The organism is Novosphingobium nitrogenifigens DSM 19370, from assembly GCF_000192575.1.
Lineage (GTDB): Bacteria > Pseudomonadota > Alphaproteobacteria > Sphingomonadales > Sphingomonadaceae > Novosphingobium > Novosphingobium nitrogenifigens.
The window spans coordinates 33,361-51,038 of record NZ_GL876926.1 but is presented as its reverse complement, the minus strand read 5'-3'; the positions used below and the strand labels follow the sequence as shown (position 1 = coordinate 51,038).

General features: G+C 61.1%; 18 protein-coding genes. 15 read left to right on the top strand and 3 right to left on the bottom strand.

Going from position 1 to position 17,678, the window contains the following annotated elements; translation table 11 throughout:
* The first annotated feature begins 20 nt into the window (after window positions 1-20).
* The 3 genes from Y88_RS00640 to Y88_RS19460 all read left to right on the top strand — a co-directional run bounded on the left by Y88_RS00640 (window position 21) and on the right by Y88_RS19460 (window position 5,354).
* Window positions 21-1,709 carry a site-specific DNA-methyltransferase gene (locus Y88_RS00640; protein WP_008065188.1) on the top strand — a complete coding sequence of 563 codons (1,689 nt, stop codon included), beginning with the start codon at window positions 21-23 and terminating at the stop codon, window positions 1,707-1,709.
* Window positions 1,702-4,407, top strand: coding sequence for a DEAD/DEAH box helicase (locus tag Y88_RS00635; protein WP_018075320.1), 2,706 nt, complete (start codon window positions 1,702-1,704; stop codon window positions 4,405-4,407). Before Y88_RS00640 ends, Y88_RS00635 begins: the two co-directional genes overlap by 8 nt.
* Window positions 4,408-4,520: 113 nt before the next feature.
* A complete protein-coding gene (locus Y88_RS19460; RefSeq protein WP_232280867.1) occupies window positions 4,521-5,354 on the top strand; it encodes a lytic transglycosylase domain-containing protein in 834 nt (277 codons plus the stop codon).
* On the opposite strand, the gene Y88_RS00625 is transcribed toward Y88_RS19460, so the two are convergent.
* From Y88_RS00625 to Y88_RS19080, 3 genes are all read right to left on the bottom strand, one after another.
* Window positions 5,326-6,528, bottom strand: a complete 1,203-nt coding sequence (locus Y88_RS00625; protein WP_018075322.1) for an IS256 family transposase — start codon at window positions 6,526-6,528, stop codon at window positions 5,326-5,328. The two genes, Y88_RS19460 and Y88_RS00625, sit on opposite strands and share 29 nt — an antisense overlap.
* Before the next feature lie 218 nt (window positions 6,529-6,746).
* Window positions 6,747-7,253 (bottom strand): aminotransferase class IV, encoded by a 507-nt coding sequence (locus tag Y88_RS00620; RefSeq protein WP_232280866.1) that lies wholly within the window; start codon window positions 7,251-7,253, stop codon window positions 6,747-6,749.
* Window positions 7,254-7,340: 87 nt separating this feature from the next.
* Window positions 7,341-7,730, bottom strand: a complete 390-nt coding sequence (locus tag Y88_RS19080) for a hypothetical protein (RefSeq protein WP_157132562.1) — start codon at window positions 7,728-7,730, stop codon at window positions 7,341-7,343.
* A gap of 294 nt (window positions 7,731-8,024) precedes the next feature.
* Here Y88_RS19080 and Y88_RS00610 point away from each other — a divergent pair, with 294 nt between their 5' ends.
* The 12 genes from Y88_RS00610 to traW all read left to right on the top strand — a co-directional run bounded on the left by Y88_RS00610 (window position 8,025) and on the right by traW (window position 17,654).
* Complete coding sequence (locus Y88_RS00610) at window positions 8,025-8,348, top strand: hypothetical protein (protein ID WP_008065176.1); 324 nt, start codon at window positions 8,025-8,027, stop codon at window positions 8,346-8,348.
* 92 nt (window positions 8,349-8,440) lie between these two features.
* Window positions 8,441-8,725: a type IV conjugative transfer system protein TraL gene (traL, locus tag Y88_RS00605; protein WP_008065174.1), complete on the top strand. Its 285-nt coding sequence runs from the start codon at window positions 8,441-8,443 to the stop codon at window positions 8,723-8,725.
* A gap of 1 nt (window position 8,726) precedes the next feature.
* Entirely contained in the window at window positions 8,727-9,290 is a 564-nt protein-coding gene (locus Y88_RS00600; RefSeq protein WP_008065172.1) for a type IV conjugative transfer system protein TraE, read from the top strand.
* Window positions 9,287-10,129 (top strand): type-F conjugative transfer system secretin TraK, encoded by an 843-nt coding sequence (locus tag Y88_RS00595; protein WP_008065171.1) that lies wholly within the window; start codon window positions 9,287-9,289, stop codon window positions 10,127-10,129. Before Y88_RS00600 ends, Y88_RS00595 begins: the two co-directional genes overlap by 4 nt.
* Entirely contained in the window at window positions 10,126-11,478 is a 1,353-nt protein-coding gene (locus Y88_RS00590) for a TrbI/VirB10 family protein (RefSeq protein ID WP_008065170.1), read from the top strand. Before Y88_RS00595 ends, Y88_RS00590 begins: the two co-directional genes overlap by 4 nt.
* A 50-nt stretch (window positions 11,479-11,528) precedes the next feature.
* Entirely contained in the window at window positions 11,529-12,353 is an 825-nt protein-coding gene (locus Y88_RS00585; protein ID WP_008065169.1) for a DsbC family protein, read from the top strand.
* A 3-nt stretch (window positions 12,354-12,356) separates the two neighbouring features.
* Entirely contained in the window at window positions 12,357-13,040 is a 684-nt protein-coding gene (locus tag Y88_RS00580; RefSeq protein ID WP_008065168.1) for a hypothetical protein, read from the top strand.
* 6 nt (window positions 13,041-13,046) lie between these two features.
* Entirely contained in the window at window positions 13,047-15,593 is a 2,547-nt protein-coding gene (gene traC / locus Y88_RS00575; RefSeq protein WP_008065167.1) for a type IV secretion system protein TraC, read from the top strand.
* Window positions 15,590-15,943, top strand: coding sequence for a hypothetical protein (locus Y88_RS00570; RefSeq protein ID WP_018075325.1), 354 nt, complete (start codon window positions 15,590-15,592; stop codon window positions 15,941-15,943). The genes traC and Y88_RS00570 overlap by 4 nt, the downstream gene beginning before the upstream one ends.
* Entirely contained in the window at window positions 15,933-16,469 is a 537-nt protein-coding gene (locus Y88_RS00565; protein ID WP_008065165.1) for a TrbI F-type domain-containing protein, read from the top strand. The genes Y88_RS00570 and Y88_RS00565 overlap by 11 nt, the downstream gene beginning before the upstream one ends.
* On the top strand, window positions 16,453-16,995 hold the full coding sequence (locus Y88_RS00560) for a S26 family signal peptidase (RefSeq protein ID WP_018075326.1): 543 nt from the start codon (window positions 16,453-16,455) through the stop codon (window positions 16,993-16,995). Before Y88_RS00565 ends, Y88_RS00560 begins: the two co-directional genes overlap by 17 nt.
* Window positions 16,992-17,654, top strand: coding sequence for a type-F conjugative transfer system protein TraW (gene traW / locus Y88_RS00555; protein ID WP_008065163.1), 663 nt, complete (start codon window positions 16,992-16,994; stop codon window positions 17,652-17,654). The genes Y88_RS00560 and traW overlap by 4 nt, the downstream gene beginning before the upstream one ends.
* Window positions 17,655-17,678 lie beyond the last annotated feature (24 nt).

Below are 17,678 nucleotides of genomic sequence, written 5' to 3'. Positions count from 1 at the left end.
GAAGGCGCTATCGCATTGTTATGACCAAAAAGACCAAGCTTGAACTGACCTGGCCCGGCAAGGATGAACGCCCTAAGCTGGAGCCGCGTATTCTGATCGAGGACCCCTCGAAGAGCTATCACGCACAAGTGCGGCGTGAGGGCGACATCTTCGATAATATGCTGATCAAGGGCGACAACTTGCTCGCGCTCAAGGCGCTGGAGCAGGATTATGCTGGCAAGGTGAAGTGTATTTTTATCGATCCTCCATATAATACTGGGTCTGCTTTCACACATTATGATGACGGTGTTGAGCACTCAATTTGGCTTAGTTTGATGAGGGATCGCCTCGAAATAATCAGGAATTTGCTTAGTGATGATGGTTCACTTTGGATTACTATTGATGACAACGAATCTCACTATCTGAAAATTCTTTGCGACGAAATTTTTGGTAGAGAAAATTTCGTATCCAATATTGTATGGCAATCAAAGGATACTCCAGGAAACAATGCGTCTACGATTGCGCAGACGCACAATATGGTGTTGGTCTTCAAAAAATCAGCGATTTGGAGGCCTTATTTGATACCGCGAAGTGAAAAGCAGGTAGCAAATTATAAAAACCCAGACAATGATCCACGAGGAGCGTGGCTTGGCACTCCTTTGACGCGCGCTGAATTTCGCGAGAGGGATTATTATGCCCTGACCAATGATGCTGGACGAGATGTTTGGCCACCGAAAGGTAGTTCCTGGCGTCGTCCTCCCGCTGAGCTTACCAAGCTTCAGTCTGAAAAAAGAATTTATTGGGGCAAGGATGGGGATGCAGATTTCCCGGTTGAGAAGAAATTTCTTAGCGAAGTGAAGGATGGTGTCGTTCCTCAGACATGGTGGCCTTACGATTTTGCGGGCAGCACACGGAATGCGAGCGCAGAACTGAAGGGGATTTTTGAAGGGGAAAAATCATTCGACACCCCAAAGCCTGAGAAAATCGTCCAAAGAGCTCTCGAGGTAGCAACTCGTCCTGGGGATATTGTTTTGGATTCATTTGCAGGATCTGGGACGACGGGAGCAGTGGCCCATAAAATGGGACGGCGCTGGATTATGGTCGAAATTGGGGATCACGCGACTACGCACATAATGCCGCGCCTTGTTAAGGTAGTGGATGGAATTGACCAAGGTGGCGTAAGTAAGATAGTTGATTGGAAGGGGGGTGGCGGCTTCCGATACTTCACTTTAGCCCCTTCGCTGCTTGAGCAAGACAAGTACGGGAACTGGGTGATCGCGAAGGATTACAATCCGGCGATGCTGGCCGAAGCCATGTGCAAGCATATGGGCTTCACCTACGCTCCCGCCGAAGATCCGCAGGAATATTGGCGGCACGGCCACTCGACGGAGACCGATTTCATCTATGTGACGACGCAGGCGCTGACCCATGATGCCTGCGCTAAAATCGCGCATGATGTTGGCCCGGACCGCAGCCTCCTGATTTGCTGCAAGGCGTTCGATACGAGGGCCGATGCCTTTGACAATCTGACCCTGGTGAAGATCCCGACCTCGATCTTGCAAAAGTGCGAATGGGGCCGTGACGACTATTCGTTGAACATCCAGAACCTGCCCATGGCCGAGGAGGATGGCGAGCCTACGGAGGATGAAGCTCCGAAGAAGGGCCGGCGCGGCGGCAAGGCCAAGCCCGATGCCATGGACCTGTTCGGCGGGGAGGCTGGCGATGAGTGAGCCGGTGAACGAAGCCCGCATCCGGCGTCAGATTGCCCAGCGCCTTTCACTGCGCGCGCCGCAGGAAAACTCGTTGTCGATCCTTGGGGATGTGCTGAGCCATATGGACTTCAGCGCTGAGACCGATCCGGTGGCGTTGCTGGAGGCGATCAAAGCCCAATACCCGACCGTTGCCGATTTTGAGAGGGAGTTCCCGTCGGTCTGCTTTTCGCTGGCCACAGGCGTGGGCAAAACACGTCTGATGGGGGCCTTCATTGCCTATCTCTATCTGTCCGGCCGCTCGAAGAATTTCTTCGTGCTGGCGCCGAACACCACGATCTATGACAAGCTGATTGCCGATTTTTCCAAGCAATCCTCGCCCAAATACGTGTTCCGCGGTATCTCGCAATTCGCCCAGACGCCGCCGGTGATCGTCACCGGCGATACGTGGCAGGAAGGGCGCGGCATTCGCGGCGCCGACCTGTTCGGCTCAGAGGCGATCATCAACATCTTCAACGTCGACAAGATCAACAAGGAAGGCGGAAAAATCCGTAGCTTCCGGGAGACCCTGGGCGACAGCTATTTCGACTACCTGTCAAAGCTGCCCGATCTGGTACTGTTGATGGACGAGGCGCACCGCTATCGCGCCAAGGCTGGGGCCAAGACCCTGTTCGAACTCAATCCCAAGTTGGGTCTCGAACTGACCGCAACGCCGAAAGCGGTGGGGACCAACAAAGAGTTCCGCAACGTCATCTTCAACTATGGCTTGGGCAACGCCATGGCGGATGGCTTTGTAAAGGAGCCTGCGGTTGCGACCCGCGCCGACTTCAATCCCAAAGACTATGACCCTGATGGCCTTGAAGCCATCATGCTTGAGGACGGGGTTCATTATCATGAGTTCGTGAAGACCGAACTGGAGCTTTATGCCCGGCAGACCGGACGTAAGCGGGTGTTCCCCTTCATGCTCGTCGTAGCGCAGGACACAACCCATGCAGGCAAGTTGAAGGCGCGGATCGAGAGCGAGGAGTTCTTCAAGGGGGCCTATAAGGGGCGCGTGATCGAAGTTCACTCAAACCTGAAGGGTGAGGAAAGCGACGATGCCATGTCGCGTCTGGTTCGTCTGGAAGAAGCTGGCGACACCGATATTGTTATCCACGTCAACAAGCTGAAGGAAGGTTGGGACGTCACCAACCTGTATACAATCGTGCCGCTGCGTGCTTCAGCGTCAGACATCCTGACCGAGCAGACGCTTGGGCGTGGTCTGCGCTTGCCCTACGGCGAGCGGACGGGGAACGAGGCGGTCGATACACTAACCGTGATCGCGCATGATCGGTTTGACGAGGTCATCAAGAAGGCACGCGAAGCGGATTCGATCGTCCAGATCAAGGAATACACGATCGGCGAAGGGGGGGACATCACCACCGCGCCACAGACGGTGCTGACTGTACCCACGGCTTTCGAGGCCGCGCTGACTGGCTCAGCCCCTCAGGTTCCTGATGACGACGACAAGGTTCGCGAAGTACTAGCGCCGGTCATCTTTGAAACACCCGAAGACCGACAGGTCGCTCAGTTGACCATCGATCTTATCCGCGAGAAGTATGAGCGCGAGCTCAAGGGTGGCCACAAGGAATTGAAAAGCCCCGAAGTCCAAAAGCGTATTGCTGAGGACGTTCGCCGGATTTCAAAGGCTCGACAGGGCACGCTGGAGGGCATTGTCGTCCAGCCTGATGTCGATCAACTGGTCGCTGTCGTGACCGCCAGCATCGCCGATAACAGCATCGAAATTCCAGAAATCGTCGTTCTGCCAAGCCGTGAGGTCAATTTCTGGTTCGAGGATTTTGACCTTTCGGGGATCAGCGACATTCGGTTCCAGCCTATCTCGGATCGCTTGCTGGTACGAAATCTGCGCGATCAAACCCAGCGCGAACTAGCGCGCGCCCTGGATGGACCACGAGAGGATCGGATCGAGAATTACATCGTGCGCTTCCTCATGGATTATCCTGAGGTCGATTATGATAGCCAGGCCGACCTGCTGTATAAGCTGGCGGGGCAAATGGTGGATCACTTGCGCAGCTACCTGCAAAGTGAAGACGATGTCGAAAATGTCGCGCTGGCCCAGGGCAAGGCCTTGGCGCAGCGCATCATGGTCCAAATGAAGCAACATTACCGGCAGACACCGGCAGAATATCGCGCAACCAAGGTTCGGTCTTTCCGCAGTCTTGAACCCCAGAATATTGCGTATTCACCTGCCAAATCGCTACTGCTGACAGAGGCCGCTAATCCACTTTCAGCAACGCCGGGATACACGTTTCGTGGGGGGCAAAAGAGCCCTTACAAATTTCACAAATTCCATTCTGATCCTGAGCGCCGGTTTGCCGTTTTGATCGACAGCGAATTTGAGAAGGACGTGATCCGTTGGCTCAAGCCGGCGCGCAATCAATTCCGCATCGAATACCAGCCAGGTAAGCCATACGAACCGGATTTCGTCGTTGAGCTTTCCGATCGGAAACTGATCGCAGAGATCAAGGCTGAGCGGGAAATGGACGATCCCATTGTCAAGGAAAAGGCGAGAGCTGCCGCCGAGTGGATCAAACATGCCAATGAATTTGCGGCAGAAGGGGATGGCAAACCTTGGGAATATGCCTTGATAACTGACCAAGCTGTAACCGAGAACGCAACTTTGGCGGGTCTTGTCGCCCGTTACGGCACCAAGATTTGATGATATGTGGGGCGCCTGCGGTAAAGTGGGCGCTCCAGCCTTGCCCCCAGAGACTATTTATCCGAGACTAGCAGCGCGATAACCGGATTGGGCCCGATTGAAAGATCGGGACTGTGAAATTTAGATTTCTGCTGCTTGCCGCTATGATCGGCTCTTCAGCTTACCCGTCGATGCTCGCCGCGCAGAGTGTCACCCTGGAGAACTTTGACAGTTCAGCAGGCAAGTTCCAGTCGTTTGCCCTCCGTGTCCCCGATCATGATGGGAAGCATGGTAGTGCTGCCTCATTGCTACTGGACGATTTCACCAGCATGGTTGAGCACAAACTGCCCGTGGCGGATGGCAGTCAAAAACCGCGCCGGGCAATCCCAGCTTCGCGACGGCAGAAAACCCTCCGCGACGAACTGCCCACTGATCCGATGCCTTGTTTGGCAGAGCCTTATGTACCCAGTCCGCAACTGCCAGGCCAGGCCGAGCGCCGTCGCGCCGTATGGTATTCGAGTATGGTAGCCGCCGCTTGCGAGGCGGGCGTGCCCGCTCGATTGTTCGACGCCCTCATCATCCAGGAAAGTCGATACAACCCTATAGCGATCAGCCCCAAGGGCGCGACTGGCCTCGCGCAACTTATGCCGGCCAGCGCTCGTATTCTGGGAGTTCGCAACATCCTGGATCCGCGTGAGAACATGCGTGCCGGGGCCCGTTATCTACGCGGCTTGCTCGATGAATTCGGCCGCTTTGACCTAGCGTTGGCCGCCTACAATGCTGGCGCAGGCCGCGTACGGGCAACAGGCCGGGTGCCCCGCATCACCGAGACCATTCACTACGTCTCGAGCATTCTGGTGACCATGCAGCGGGATCGTGTCCCGCGGCGTGGTGTAGCTTATCTGGGCCACCGCCAATTTCGGCATCAGCTTGAGCCGATCATGCACCGGTCACAGCCGAGAGCATGACGATGGGATTGTCGCTCACCGGCGCCATGGTTTCAAGGGACATGTAGCGCCCGCGCTGGACGGCCCATTCGTCGGACTGTTCCATGAGAATGGCACCAATCAGGCGGGTGATCGCAGCCTCGTTGGGGAAGATGCCCACGACCTCGGTGCGGCGCTTGATCTCGCCATTGAGGCGCTCGATGGGATTCGTGCTGTGCAACTTGGCGCGGTGTTCCTTTGGGAAGGTCATGTAGGCCAGCACGTCGGGTTCGGCATCGTCCATCAAAGTCGCCAGTTTCGGGAGCTTTGGGCGCATCTGGTCGGCGACGGAACGCCATTGCTGGCTGGCTGCCTCAGGCGTGTCCTGGGCAAAGGCGGTGCCGATGAATGCCGAGACGACGCGCCGGCCACTCTTGCCAGCATGGGCGAGCGCATTGCGCATGAAGTGGACGCGGCAACGCTGCCATGTTGCGCACAGCAGCTTGGACACCGCCGCCTTGATGCCTTCATGAGCATCGGAGATCACCAGCTTCACCCCACGCAGGCCCCGGCGCGTCAGCTTGCGCAGGAAGGCGGTCCAGAAGGGTTCTGCCTCGGATGGCCCGATGTCCATGCCCAGCACTTCGCGGCGACCGTCGCTATTGACGCCCACCGCGATGATCACCGCGACCGAGACGATCCGGCCGTTCTGGCGGACTTTGACATAGGTGGCATCGATCCAAAGGTACGGCCAGTCGCCCTCGATCGGGCGTTCGAGGAAGGCGTTGACCTTCTCGTCGAGCTCTTCGCACAGGCGACTGACCTGGCTCTTCGAAATGCCGTCCATGCCGAGCGCTTTGACCAGGTCATCGACCGAACGGGTCGAGATGCCATGCACATAGGCCTCCTGGATGACCGCCGTCAGCGCTCGCTCGGCCATCCGGCGCGGCTCCAGAAAACCGGGAAAATAGCTGCCTTTGCGCAACTTGGGGATGCGCAGTTCCACCGTTCCCGCGCGGGTTTGCCAGTCGCGGTCGCGATAGCCGTTGCGCTGGACAAGCCGATCAGTGGACTTCTCGCCGTGGCCCGCCCCCGTCAAGCCGCCGACCTCCATCTCCATTAAACGCCCGGCGGCAAACGAGATCATCTCGCGCAAAATATCCGCGTCAGGGGCCTTCTCGACCAGCGCGCGCAGGTGCATCATGGAAGCGGTCATCGTGGTTCTCCAGGTTCGAGCTTCGCAACCCAAACCTATCCGAAAAGCACGGTGACCACCCGCCAGATCCTACACCACGTCCCGGGACACGATCTGCAGCGGCAGCTTGCGACGCCTATGCCGCTTCGCGAATAGTCTGGCACTCCTCAATTCGTTGCGGCTGCGGCGACCCGAGGGAGATGCAACCGTTTGCCCATATTGTGCGGGCCGAGGGGCTTTCAGAGCGTGGGCAGCTTTATGAACTCATCGCGGCGCTGTCGGATCTGCTTCTGATTGGTGATCAGAATGTCGGCGAGCCACGACGTGAACTTCTCTTCGGCGGCCACCGACAAAGGCTCCATCGGGAAATCGGCGCTGGCATCCACCTTCTTAAAAACGGGTGCCAGCATCCGGATGAGGATCTCCAGCACTGGCTCATCATAGGCGCTCCAATCACCGATCACCTCAATGGCAATGACCGCCTTTGCGGCATCGATCCCGACAATAGCTGAGAGCCGCTTGAGATCGACGAGCCGCAAAGGCTTCTGGCCGTCTAGGAGACGACCAAGCTGGCGGCGGCTCATCCCCGCCAGCGATGCGATTTCTGCCATTGACCGGCCATCGCGGTTGATTCGGTCCCGAAGCAAGGCGCAATGGCTCCCAGAAACCGGGACCTCAGATACCAAGGCCGCCCGCTCCTGGGATACTAAAGTATAGTCATCATTGGGATTGATAGGCTCAGTCATAGTTCTCCTCGGCGCGCTGCGGCGTTAACCATAACCGGCGCGGGAGGGCGACTTTTGTCAAGTTTCAGGCAATGTCGTTGCTTTGGCTCAAAGACCCTTGTTCATCACATGGGCACAAGCGTTGATCGCCTCGATCACGCTGACCGATCGGCCGAGACGGCGGCCAGCCTCATCGCGAAAATCACGCAGCCGATCGTTGATTTTGGAATCGACCCGGATGTTGATCGGCACCTCGCCTATCAGCGCGTCGTGATGGCAAATTCCATCCAACACATTGAGAGGAATGTGAAATATCTCTTCTTTCGCTGAGGACAGCACTGTGGTCAGCAGGCGTCTGGGCGAGCAAAGCTCAAGCTCGCGCGACGAGAGATTGTGCAGCGCCAAGCTAAGCGCGCGAAACGCCGCCGGGCTCATTTTCAGGCGATGTGCGGTTTGAGATCGCGGCTGATGATTATCCCTTATCTGATCCTCTTTCATGGCCTGCCCCCATATCAATCTCCTGTTGCCCCATGATTTCAGCCCGATAATGGGCGCTGAGCGCCCACCCTTGCGCGAGATTGAAACAAGCCCCGTCTTGTTTCGCCCGCGACTGGGCGCTTCCCACACACCTGTTGGGCCGAATCGAGTCGAGCATACGCCCGGCCTTGGAATTTTACTTGATTTAGCGCCAATTTGGCGGGACCCACCTTGTCGGTGAGTCCCCGTCTGGCGGAGCCTTCGGATCGGCACAGGAAGCAAATCATTCCTGGCCCTCTCGAAAGGACTTACCCCATGACGTCCCTTGCTCTGCCGGCGCCCAAGCGCGCCTCGATCCTGCCCTATCTCGGTGTCGCTGTGGTGGCGGCGGCCATACTCGGCCCGGGCGCCGCCTTTGCCGGCACCGACACTTCGTTCAACACCGCGCTCACGCAGTTCACCAACTTCCTGTCCGGTTCGGGCGGCAAGGTGATCACCGTGTTGAGCCTGGCTGGCGGCATCGTCGGCCTGGCCTCCGGTCGCTTCTCGCTGGCGCAGGTTGCCGTGCCGGTCGGCACGGGCGTTGCCGCTGGCACGGGCGTGCCGATCGTCACCGCGATGGTCACCGCGACCATCTGACGAGAAGGTCGGCTGCGCGGGGAACTTGCCCCTCCCACACCCCCGCGCAGACCGGCCCGATCCCCCACAAACTCTTGTGACGGCGGGCAGCGATGGAACGCTATGCGATCCCCAAACATCTGGATGACCCCGAACTCATCGGGTTCTGGACGCTGGATGAGTTCCTGGTGATGGTCACCCCCTTCATCTGGGGCATTCTGGCTTCGCATATCGTCATCGGGCTGGTGTTCTCCACCGTGGCCTGGTTCGGTTATCGCAAACTCCGCGCCGGACGCTCGATGGCCTGGATCCTGCATTTTGGATACTGGCACCTTCCTGGCGAGTTTTTCGCCATGAAGAGCTTCCCGCCGTCCCATCTTCGCGTGTTGGCGGGCTGAGATGGACATCGATCTCGCCCACGACAAATCGCAAAGCATCCTGCGCCAACGCAACGGCCTCGCGCTGCTATCGCTGGTTCTGGGCCTCGTCGCGGTCGGCAGCGTGGTCTCTGCCGGACACAAAGATCGCGAGGTCGTGCTGGTGCCGACCCTGCGCACCCCGCTCACGCTAAGCAGCGCCAAGGTCTCGCCCGACTATCTTGAGATGGTGACCCGCGATGTGGCGATGGTTGCCCTCAACCGCTCGCCCCAAAGCCTGACCTACTGGATGGATTCCATCCTTGAGGTAACCGACGAGCAAGCCCGCGGCGAGGTCAAGAAGGCACTGATGAAAGTGGTGGCCGAGCAGCAAGGCTCGCAGATCACCCAGTTTTTCACGCCCGATGCGATGCATGTCGATCCCGACAAGCTGACCAGCACGGTGGGCGGCACGCTCCACACCGTGGTCGCCTCCAAGGAGGTGACCTCCGAGCATCGCACCTTCCGCTTCACCTGGACCTACAACGGCGTCTCCCTGAAGCTCAAAGGCTTCGGGATGATTGCCAAGCCGGAGGAAACGCCATGAGCGGCCCATTCCCCGGCGCCATCCCACAAGGGTTTTCCTTCATGGCCATTCTGGAATTGTCGGCAGGGGCAAGCCTTGCCCCGCGCCTTTGGCGGGCTGAGCGCGCCCTTGGCATCGCCCTCATCGGCGTCGGCCTTGCGAGTGCGGCACCCGCTTATGCCGATCAGACGCTGCTGGTGGCCGACAATGGCACGGTCCATTGCGAGGCCTCGGCCAAAGATCTGACCCGCATTTCGCTGAAGGATGACCAGTTCGCCTCGGTCTCCAAGGTGCAGGCGACCAATCCGGCCGACGATTTTCAGGTGGTCAACGAGCCGCTACGCGGAGACATCTACCTCTCCGTCGCCAATGGCTTTTCCAAGCCGACCATCTCCTTCTTCGGGACGACGCGCAAAGGCTTCGTCTACAAATTCACCTGCGCCGTCGGCGGCTCGGACGCCCGGCAGGTGTTCATCGCCAATGCCGATGTCGAGCATCCGCGCCCGGTCGGCGAGACATGGCCCGCTGGCCTCTCGGCGCAGGACGCCTCGGCCCGCCTAATCGCGGCCATGTACGCCCAGAAGCCGGTTGAAGGCTTCGACATCACCTGGCGCGCGCTGGTGCCAGTCAAAATCGACACGCTCCTCGTCCAGATGGTCGGGCAATATGTGGGGGCCTCCTACACCGGCAAGCTGCTCAAGATCACCAACCGCGGTAACAAGCCCGGCGTCCTGAGCGAGGACAAGGTTGCGCCTGCTGACGCCATCGCTGTGAGCATCACCAACCCGCGACTGGCCCCCGGTGAAGCAACCACGGCCTTCATTGTTCAGCGCAGCGCCGATGCGGGAGGTCAGCCATGAGCGCGCCCACCACGCAAGGCGGTCCCGCCACAGCAGCCCCCGGCACCGATGACCTCGCCCGCAATGCCGTCACTCGCCGACGCCAGCAGATCGCCATGTGGGGTCTGGGGGGTGTGCTGGTGATGGCCGGCATGTGGTGGATCCTGGCTTCGCCCACGCCCCAGACGGGCAGCGCGGACAAGAAGGACGATCCCAAGGCGATCAAGATCTCGACCGACGACATGGTCAACCGTTCGATGGCCGACAAGGAATGGATGGCCCTCTCGGAGAACCAGCTCAACACGCAGGGCAACCAGATCAAGACGCTGCAGGGTGATTCCGTCCGCCTCGATCAGCTCCAGAAACAGATCGAGGATCTGCAGGGCCAGAACCAGGCACTCAAGACCGATGGCTCCAAGGTGCTCTCGGCCTATCAGACCGAGAACGACCAGCTCCGGTCCCAGATTTCCGCGCTCTCGACCCAAATGCAGAGGGCGACCGCCGGGCCAAGCGCGCTTTATGGAACGGGCGCACCGCCGACCTATCAGCGGTCCTCCTCGATTCCCAGCGGGTCGCCTCTGGCGCAGCCCACTGGGGATCCGGCTCGCGCTGCCATCGATCCGGCCAGCACGCCACGTTCGAGCGAAGTGAAGCTACTGTCCTTCGGCGGCGATACAGGCGGGACGGGGACGCGCATGGTGCCCGGCAAAACGACCCAATTCACCGACAGCGAGAACTATCTGCCGCCCAATTCGATCGCGACAGCCAAGGTGGTGGTGGGCGTCGATGCCACGACCAACACAAAGAGCCAGACCGATCCGCTGCCCGTCGTGCTGCGCATCACCGGCCCCGCGCGCTCGGTCTATGCTCAAGGCAAGCTGCTCAAAACCAACATCGTTGGCTGCATGGTCAATGGCGCGGCGCTCGCCGATCTCTCGTCCGAAAAGGTCTATGTGAAGCTCCAGCGCATGACTTGCCCGCAGCCGGGCGGCAAAGTCGCGGTGAGCGAGGTCAAGGGCTTCATCGCCTTTGGCGGCAAGACCGGCGTGCGCGGCCGCGTGGTCAACCGCTCGGGCAATCTGGTGGGCCAGGCCTTCATCGCCGGTGTGCTGGGCGGTTTCGGGCGCGGCTTCTCGACCAATTCCTCGGCCTATCTGACCTCGCCCACGGTCAGCGTGAATGGCCAGCGCTCGACGCTCTCGCCGTCGGACATCGCCCAGGGCGGGCTTGGTCAGGGCGTCGCCCAGTCCGGCGACATGGTCTCCAAATATCTGATCGAGCGCGCCGAGCAATACCAGCCTGTCGTCGAAATGCCGACCGGCCTCGATGTCGAGGTCGTGTTCCTCGACGGCGTCTTCATCCGCAATTGAAGGAAACCCCTCGCGTGTCTCACTCCCGATCCTTTCTGCGCCTGCTACCTTTGCTCGGGCTTGCCCTGAGCACCTTGCCGACCATTGCCGAGGCCCGCGCCGCGACGGCAACGCGCGCTCGTCCTGCTCTGGCGAGGAATGCGGCAGCGATGCGGGCTTTGACCCAGCGCCTACCGCGCACCGCCGTCACCAAAGTCGATTGCGCCCATGTGCCGGGCATCTGCGAGGTGCAGGCTGGCGCCAACCTCTTCTACATCGATCCCTCAGCCCGCTACCTCATCGTCGGGCGGATCTATGACATGGAGACGCATCAAGATCTGACGGCCGCGCGCCTGCTGGCCATCAATCCTGATATGCTGGTCGGCGCCGCCGCATCGGCAAAGGCGCAAGAGACAGAGAGCGCAGGCCTTGCGCCCTCGCATCCCCAATCTGCGGTGGCGTCGGCTCCCGCTCAAAAGGTGAGCCTTGCAAGCCTTCCGGCCAATGGGGCCATCGAATGGGGTAGTGGCAATGCCAGTGCGCCTAATGTCACGGTCTTCAGCGACTTTCACTGCGGCTATTGCCGCGCGCTGCACCAGACCCTCAAGGCCATGGGCGCGCACGTTACCGAGCGGCCGATCTCGATCCTCGGCACGCGGGCGATTTCCGAAGCCGTGATCTGCGCCGAGGATAAGGCTACTGCCGTGGAGCGGGCCTATGGCGATCAGGATGTCGCGAAACACGCCTGCGACACCAGCGGCCTCGACGCCAACGAGGCCTTCGCCCGTGCCCATGGCTTCACCGGCACGCCGGTGCTGGTCCGTGAGGATGGCGCGGTGTTGCTGGGCTTCCGCCCGCGCGAATTCCTCGAAAGCTGGCTCAAGGGGGGCGCCTGACCCATGCGCATGTCCCCGATCATCGCCGCGCTCGGCCTGATGCCGCTGGCCGGTTGCTCGCTGTTCCACTCCAACGTCAAAGGCGGTTTCGTGTGCAGCGCGCCGCGCGGCACCTGCGCGCCATCGACCACCATCGATGACAGCGCCATCCACGCGATCGACGCCGAGGCCGACAGCAAAAACGCGCCCGCGCCCGATGGCCAGACCGCTGCCAGCGGGACTCAAGCATCCACCAATCCCAAGGAGAAGAAGGCATGGACCTTTGTCGGCCCAGCTCGGCCGGTGCTCAAAATTGTCTATTTGCCCTGGCGCGATGGTTCAGGCCGCCTCCATCCCCGCACCACCGGCTTTGTCCCCGTCGACGCGCCGCTTGCTTCCGAGCTGTCCAGCGCGTCGCTCGACGCGAAAGCCATGGGCACAGGCACCGAAATGAGCCTGCTCTCCCTTGCAGAATTGGCTCCCGACATGGCGCTGATGGATCCGTCACCCAAGCCAGCGATGCCAGCAAAGCCCAAGGCAGACGCCGCCGCTCCGATCACTCCCGGCGATCCGGTCGCGGCGATCAAGGACAAGGTGAAGGCGATCCTGAACCAGCCCCAAGAACAGCCCGGCACGCCAAAGCCTCCGGCCCCCCAGCCAACGCAAGCGAAGACCAACGCGGCGACCTTCCCGCCGCAGGGGAACTGACGCGCCATGCTCGCCCGGCTCATCGAACTTGTCACCGGCGACAGTGAGGCGCCCGAACATCGCGCAGAAACGCGCGATGTGCCCATGCTCGCCAGCTTCCTCGGCTACCGCGCCTATGCCGCCGAAACGCAGATCTTCCATCTCACCCGCTCGAAGGGCTTCATCCTCGAACTAGCCCCGCTCATGGGGGCCGATGAGCGCATCGGCGACATTCTGACCTCGATCATTTCCGATGTGCTGGTGGCCGGCTGCGAATTCCAGATCATCAATTACGCCAGCCCCCGGATCGCCGAGAAGCTGCAAGAGTGGGCCTTGCCCCGCGTCCGCGCCGGCGCGGTCTTCAACAAGCTGGCGCGGTACCGGCTCGACTTGCTGCGTAGCGGGGCCTGGGCATCGCTTGCCACCGATGGCCCCTTCCATCTGCGCCAGTTCCGCGTGCTCTTTGCTGTGGGGGTTGGCGCGGGTTCGGGCGTTGATACCGAGACACTGCTTGGCATCCGCGACGGGATCACCTCGGCGCTCGACTCGATCAACGTCAAGACGCGGATCTTCAGCCCAACCGAACTCATCCGTTTCATCGACGATGTGGTCTGCCCCGCGACGGGCGCTGGCGATGATGCGCCCGATTACAGCCCTTTCGATCCGATCAACGAGCAGTGCATCCGCCGCGATCTCGTCACCCGTGTCGAGAAGGACCGGCTGGTGCTTGAAGCGCCCTCGCTGCGCCCCTCAGGGCTTGTGATCGATGGCGCGCCCGAGATGGCCGATATGAGCCCGCACGAGTTCGATGTGCGGACCATGTCGGTTCGCTATTTTCCCGAACGCTGGGCGCCATGGGACACGCAAAAGGTCATCGGCGACATCTTCAATCCCAAGCTCTGCCTGCCGTGCCCGGTGCTCCAGTCGATCGCAGGGATCATCCCCTCGGCCGAAACCTCCGAAGCCAAGGCAGGTTGGAAGTTCACCCGCACCACGGCGTTAGCCGATGGCAAGGCTGCGCGCCTCGTCCCCAGCCTCAAGACCCAATCGGCTGAATGGGAGCATGTCCAGGCGCAGGTCCGTCTGGGGCAGAAGCTGGTCCAGATCTATTACAGCGTCACAATGGTCTCGCCGCTTGGCCGGGGCGATGTGAATGAGCGCACCCTCAAGGCGATCTACAAGGCCGCTGGCTGGGATCTGATCGACGAGACCTATCTCCAGACCGGCGGGCTGCTCGCATCCTTCCCATTGACGCTGGCCGATGGCCTGTCGCGCGATCTCATGCGGATGCGTCGCTTCCGCACGGTGCTCTCGGCCAATGTGGCGGCGCTCGCCCCAGTCCAGGGCGAATACAATGGTGGGGCGATCCCGCACCTGCTGTTCATCGGGCGGCGCGGTCAGCCCCAGTTCTGGTCGCCTTTCCAGAACAATGCCGGCAACCACAATGTCGCGATCGCTGGTAAATCAGGCTCGGGCAAGTCAGTGCTGCTTCAGGACCTGACCGCGAGCCTTGCCGGGGTCAACGCCAAGACCATAGTCATCGATGATGGCCGCTCCTTCGAGCATATGGCCAAAGCCTTGGGCGGCAAATTCACCGAGTTCAAGCTGTCGTCCGGCATCTCGATCAACCCGTTCCGCATGATCGATCTCGAGCTGGCGGCGGGCGACGAGGACTATCTCGTCGACTGCCTCGCGATGCTCAAAGCCATCATCAGCCAGATGGCCCGCTACGAGAACCGCCTCAACGACACCGAGCGCGGGCTGATTGATGCCGCGGTCAATGCCGTATGGAACGAGAAGGCGCGCGAGGGCACGGTCGATGGGATCATCGCTGCGCTGCGCGATGCCGGTCACCCTCAGGCGGACGATCTGGCGACAGCACTGCTGCCCTTCTCGGAAGCCGGCACCTATGGCCCGTTCTTCCTTGGCGACACCAATCTCGACCTCTCAGCCGATCTGACGGTTTTCGAGCTGTCGGACCTCTCCTCGCGCGAGGAACTGCGCAGCGTCGTCCTGACCTCGATCATGTTCGTTGCCTCGCAGACGATGAGGAAGCTCGACCGGCAGATCCCGAAGGCTCTCATCATCGATGAGGCCTGGGCGATGCTGAAGGGCGGCGCGATGGCCGATTTCGTCGAGACCTATTCGCGCACCTGCCGCAAATATGGCGCCTCGCTCATCACCGCGACCCAGTCAATTAATGACTTCTACAAGTCGGGCGGCTCGAAGGCAGCGCTGGAAAACTCCGACTGGATGCTGGTGCTCCAGCAGAAGCCCGAGACCATCGCGGATTTCCGCAAGTCCGACCGTTTCGAGATGGACAATTTCACCGACGCGCTGCTGCGTTCCTTGAAACGCAACGGCACGGAATATTCCGACCTGCTGATCCGTGGCCCGGATACACAGACCGTCTGCCGCCTCGTGCTCGATCCCTTCTCAGGCACGCTCTATTCGTCGAGCCCCGCCGTCTATGCCCGGATCGAGGCCGAAGTCGCGCGCGGCGCCACCATGGCCGAGGCCATCGAATGCGTGGCTTACGGCCTTGATCGTAGCTCCAAGGGAGCACGGCCATGACCCCGCGGCGCTCCGGCACCAAATCCACCTCCATCAACTGGGGCGCGGTGGCGGCTTGCGCTCTGCGCCTGACAGGTTGGTTTGCCGTCAATGTGCTGGCGGCTGCTGGCGTTCTGGCACTGATCCTCTTTGCGATCGGCGACTTCTCGCTGCCCGTCACCATGGCGCAGCTCGCCAATCTCGCAGACCGCTATGTCGCGGCCAACGCCATCCGCCGCGACCAGTTCGACAGCCAAGTCATTATCGGCTTCTTCGCGATCCTGTTGACTGTCACCTTCTTCCGCCGCGGCGGCTTTGCGCGGGCCTTCGAGGACGCCTCCGACAAAGGGAAACCCTCCGATGCACGATGACAACCCGCTGCCGCAGGGAGAATTGCCCTTGGGGCTCAAAGCAATTCCCACGCCTGCTGCCGTGACCGGCAGGCGCCGCTCACTGGTGGCCTTCCTTGCCAGCAATCGCCGCCAGATCCTCGCCATGGGCCTTTCCGGCGCTTGCCTGCTCTGGGGAAGCTGGACCACGCACAAGCTGCTCGGCCTCGAGCAGCGCGTGACCACGATCCGGAAAGTGGCACTGGCCGACCTCGTGCGGGACTATGTCCAGGCCGAGGCCCGCAGCGGCGCCACACCTGACCAGATCACGGCGGAAACCGGCGCCTACATCAAGGCGCTCAACCTCGCGGTCGCTCGCCACGCGGCGCAAGGCGAAGTCCTACTGCTGAGCAACGCCGTCGTCGCCGGCGATGTCCCCGACATCACGCCCCAGGTCCGCGACGAGGTCACGGCCAGCCTGGCCAAGCCGGCCTCATCTCAGAGCCCCGCCGTGCAGATGCAGCAGTTCTTCGATGCCAAGGGAGCCGACCATGGCAGCAGCAAGTGAAGCTGCGCCAGTCGCGGCACCGCGCGCGTCGTCGTGGCGCCTCAAGCTCGGCGGCATGGCGCTGATCGGCGGCGCAGCGCTTGGCTGGTCCGCACTCAAGGACTGGCACGACCACCACGCCTTCCTCATCAACGCCAGCGAATCGCTTCCCAACTGGGCGCTGCTGGTCGAGACCGGGCGCTTTCCCGCTCGCGGTGACTATGTCGTTTTCGCACCCGGCCATGATCCGCTGGTCGTCAAGCATTTCGGGGCTGATCCCAAGCCCTTCGCCAAGATCACCTATGGCGTGCCGGGCGATGTCGTCACCCGCACAGGCGACGCCGTGCGGGTGAATGGCAAGACCATCGCCCACTTGAAGCCCAAGACCCATCAAGGCGAAGATCTGCGCCCCGGCCCGCTTGGCACAATCCCACCGGGCTGCATCTATGCCGGAAGCCCGCACAGGGACGGGTTCGACAGCCGCTATGCCGCGATCGGCTTTGTCTGCCGCGACCGGTTGATCGGCATCGGGACGCCGATCCTGTGAGGCGCGCCGGTCCCGCCTCGATCCTGCTCGCCGTGCTTGGGATCGGCTCGGTGCCGATGATGGCGAGCGCCCGCGATTTCGGGACGTTTGGCCCGACTTGGTCGATTGCCGAGCCGGATCTGCTCGCGGTCATCAAGGCACGCCTCGAGGCCGCGCGGCAGAACGGCAAACTCGATGCCATGAACCAGCGCTTTGTCGAGGCGGCACAGGCCAGCGTGCGCCGGCCCCACGCGGTGACGGGGATCACGCCTGCCACTAGCGACAGGCGCTGGAGCTTCGATCCCAGTGTCACACTCTCTCAGGACATCCGCGATGCACGCGGGAATCTGATTGCCGCGCAGGGCCAGCGCTTCAATCCGCTGGGCCATCTCAATCTCGCGCATAGCTTCGCCTTCATCGATGGGGACAGTTCGGCTGAGCGCGAGTGGGCCATGCGCCAGGGCGCACCGGACAAGCTCTGGATCGTGCTGGTCAAAGGCTCGCCTACCGATCTCATGAAGGCAACCCAGCGCCGGTTCTATTTCGACCAGATGGGCAGCCTCACGGGCAAGTTCGGCATCGCCCACACGCCCGCGCTGCTCGTCCAGCAGGGCGATCATCTCGACATCCGCGAAGTGGCGCTGCCGCAAACCGGAGAACGGCCGGGAGACCGCCGATGAAGCGCATCCGCCCTGTCTTCTGGC

Excerpts from the sequence above, each read along its gene's own strand:
- Y88_RS00640 (WP_008065188.1), top strand. The coding sequence starts at position 21 with ATGACCAAAAAGACCAAGCTTGAACTGACCTGGCCCGGCAAGGATGAA.
- Y88_RS00635 (WP_018075320.1), top strand. The coding sequence starts at position 1,702 with ATGAGTGAGCCGGTGAACGAAGCCCGCATCCGGCGTCAGATTGCCCAG.
- Y88_RS00625 (WP_018075322.1), bottom strand. The coding sequence starts at position 6,528 with ATGACCGCTTCCATGATGCACCTGCGCGCGCTGGTCGAGAAGGCCCCT.
- Y88_RS00620 (WP_232280866.1), bottom strand. The coding sequence starts at position 7,253 with ATGACTGAGCCTATCAATCCCAATGATGACTATACTTTAGTATCCCAG.
- Y88_RS19080 (WP_157132562.1), bottom strand. The coding sequence starts at position 7,730 with ATGAAAGAGGATCAGATAAGGGATAATCATCAGCCGCGATCTCAAACC.
- Y88_RS00610 (WP_008065176.1), top strand. The coding sequence starts at position 8,025 with ATGACGTCCCTTGCTCTGCCGGCGCCCAAGCGCGCCTCGATCCTGCCC.
- traL (WP_008065174.1), top strand. The coding sequence starts at position 8,441 with ATGGAACGCTATGCGATCCCCAAACATCTGGATGACCCCGAACTCATC.
- Y88_RS00600 (WP_008065172.1), top strand. The coding sequence starts at position 8,727 with ATGGACATCGATCTCGCCCACGACAAATCGCAAAGCATCCTGCGCCAA.
- Y88_RS00595 (WP_008065171.1), top strand. The coding sequence starts at position 9,287 with ATGAGCGGCCCATTCCCCGGCGCCATCCCACAAGGGTTTTCCTTCATG.
- Y88_RS00590 (WP_008065170.1), top strand. The coding sequence starts at position 10,126 with ATGAGCGCGCCCACCACGCAAGGCGGTCCCGCCACAGCAGCCCCCGGC.
- Y88_RS00580 (WP_008065168.1), top strand. The coding sequence starts at position 12,357 with ATGCGCATGTCCCCGATCATCGCCGCGCTCGGCCTGATGCCGCTGGCC.
- traC (WP_008065167.1), top strand. The coding sequence starts at position 13,047 with ATGCTCGCCCGGCTCATCGAACTTGTCACCGGCGACAGTGAGGCGCCC.
- Y88_RS00570 (WP_018075325.1), top strand. The coding sequence starts at position 15,590 with ATGACCCCGCGGCGCTCCGGCACCAAATCCACCTCCATCAACTGGGGC.
- Y88_RS00565 (WP_008065165.1), top strand. The coding sequence starts at position 15,933 with ATGCACGATGACAACCCGCTGCCGCAGGGAGAATTGCCCTTGGGGCTC.
- Y88_RS00560 (WP_018075326.1), top strand. The coding sequence starts at position 16,453 with ATGGCAGCAGCAAGTGAAGCTGCGCCAGTCGCGGCACCGCGCGCGTCG.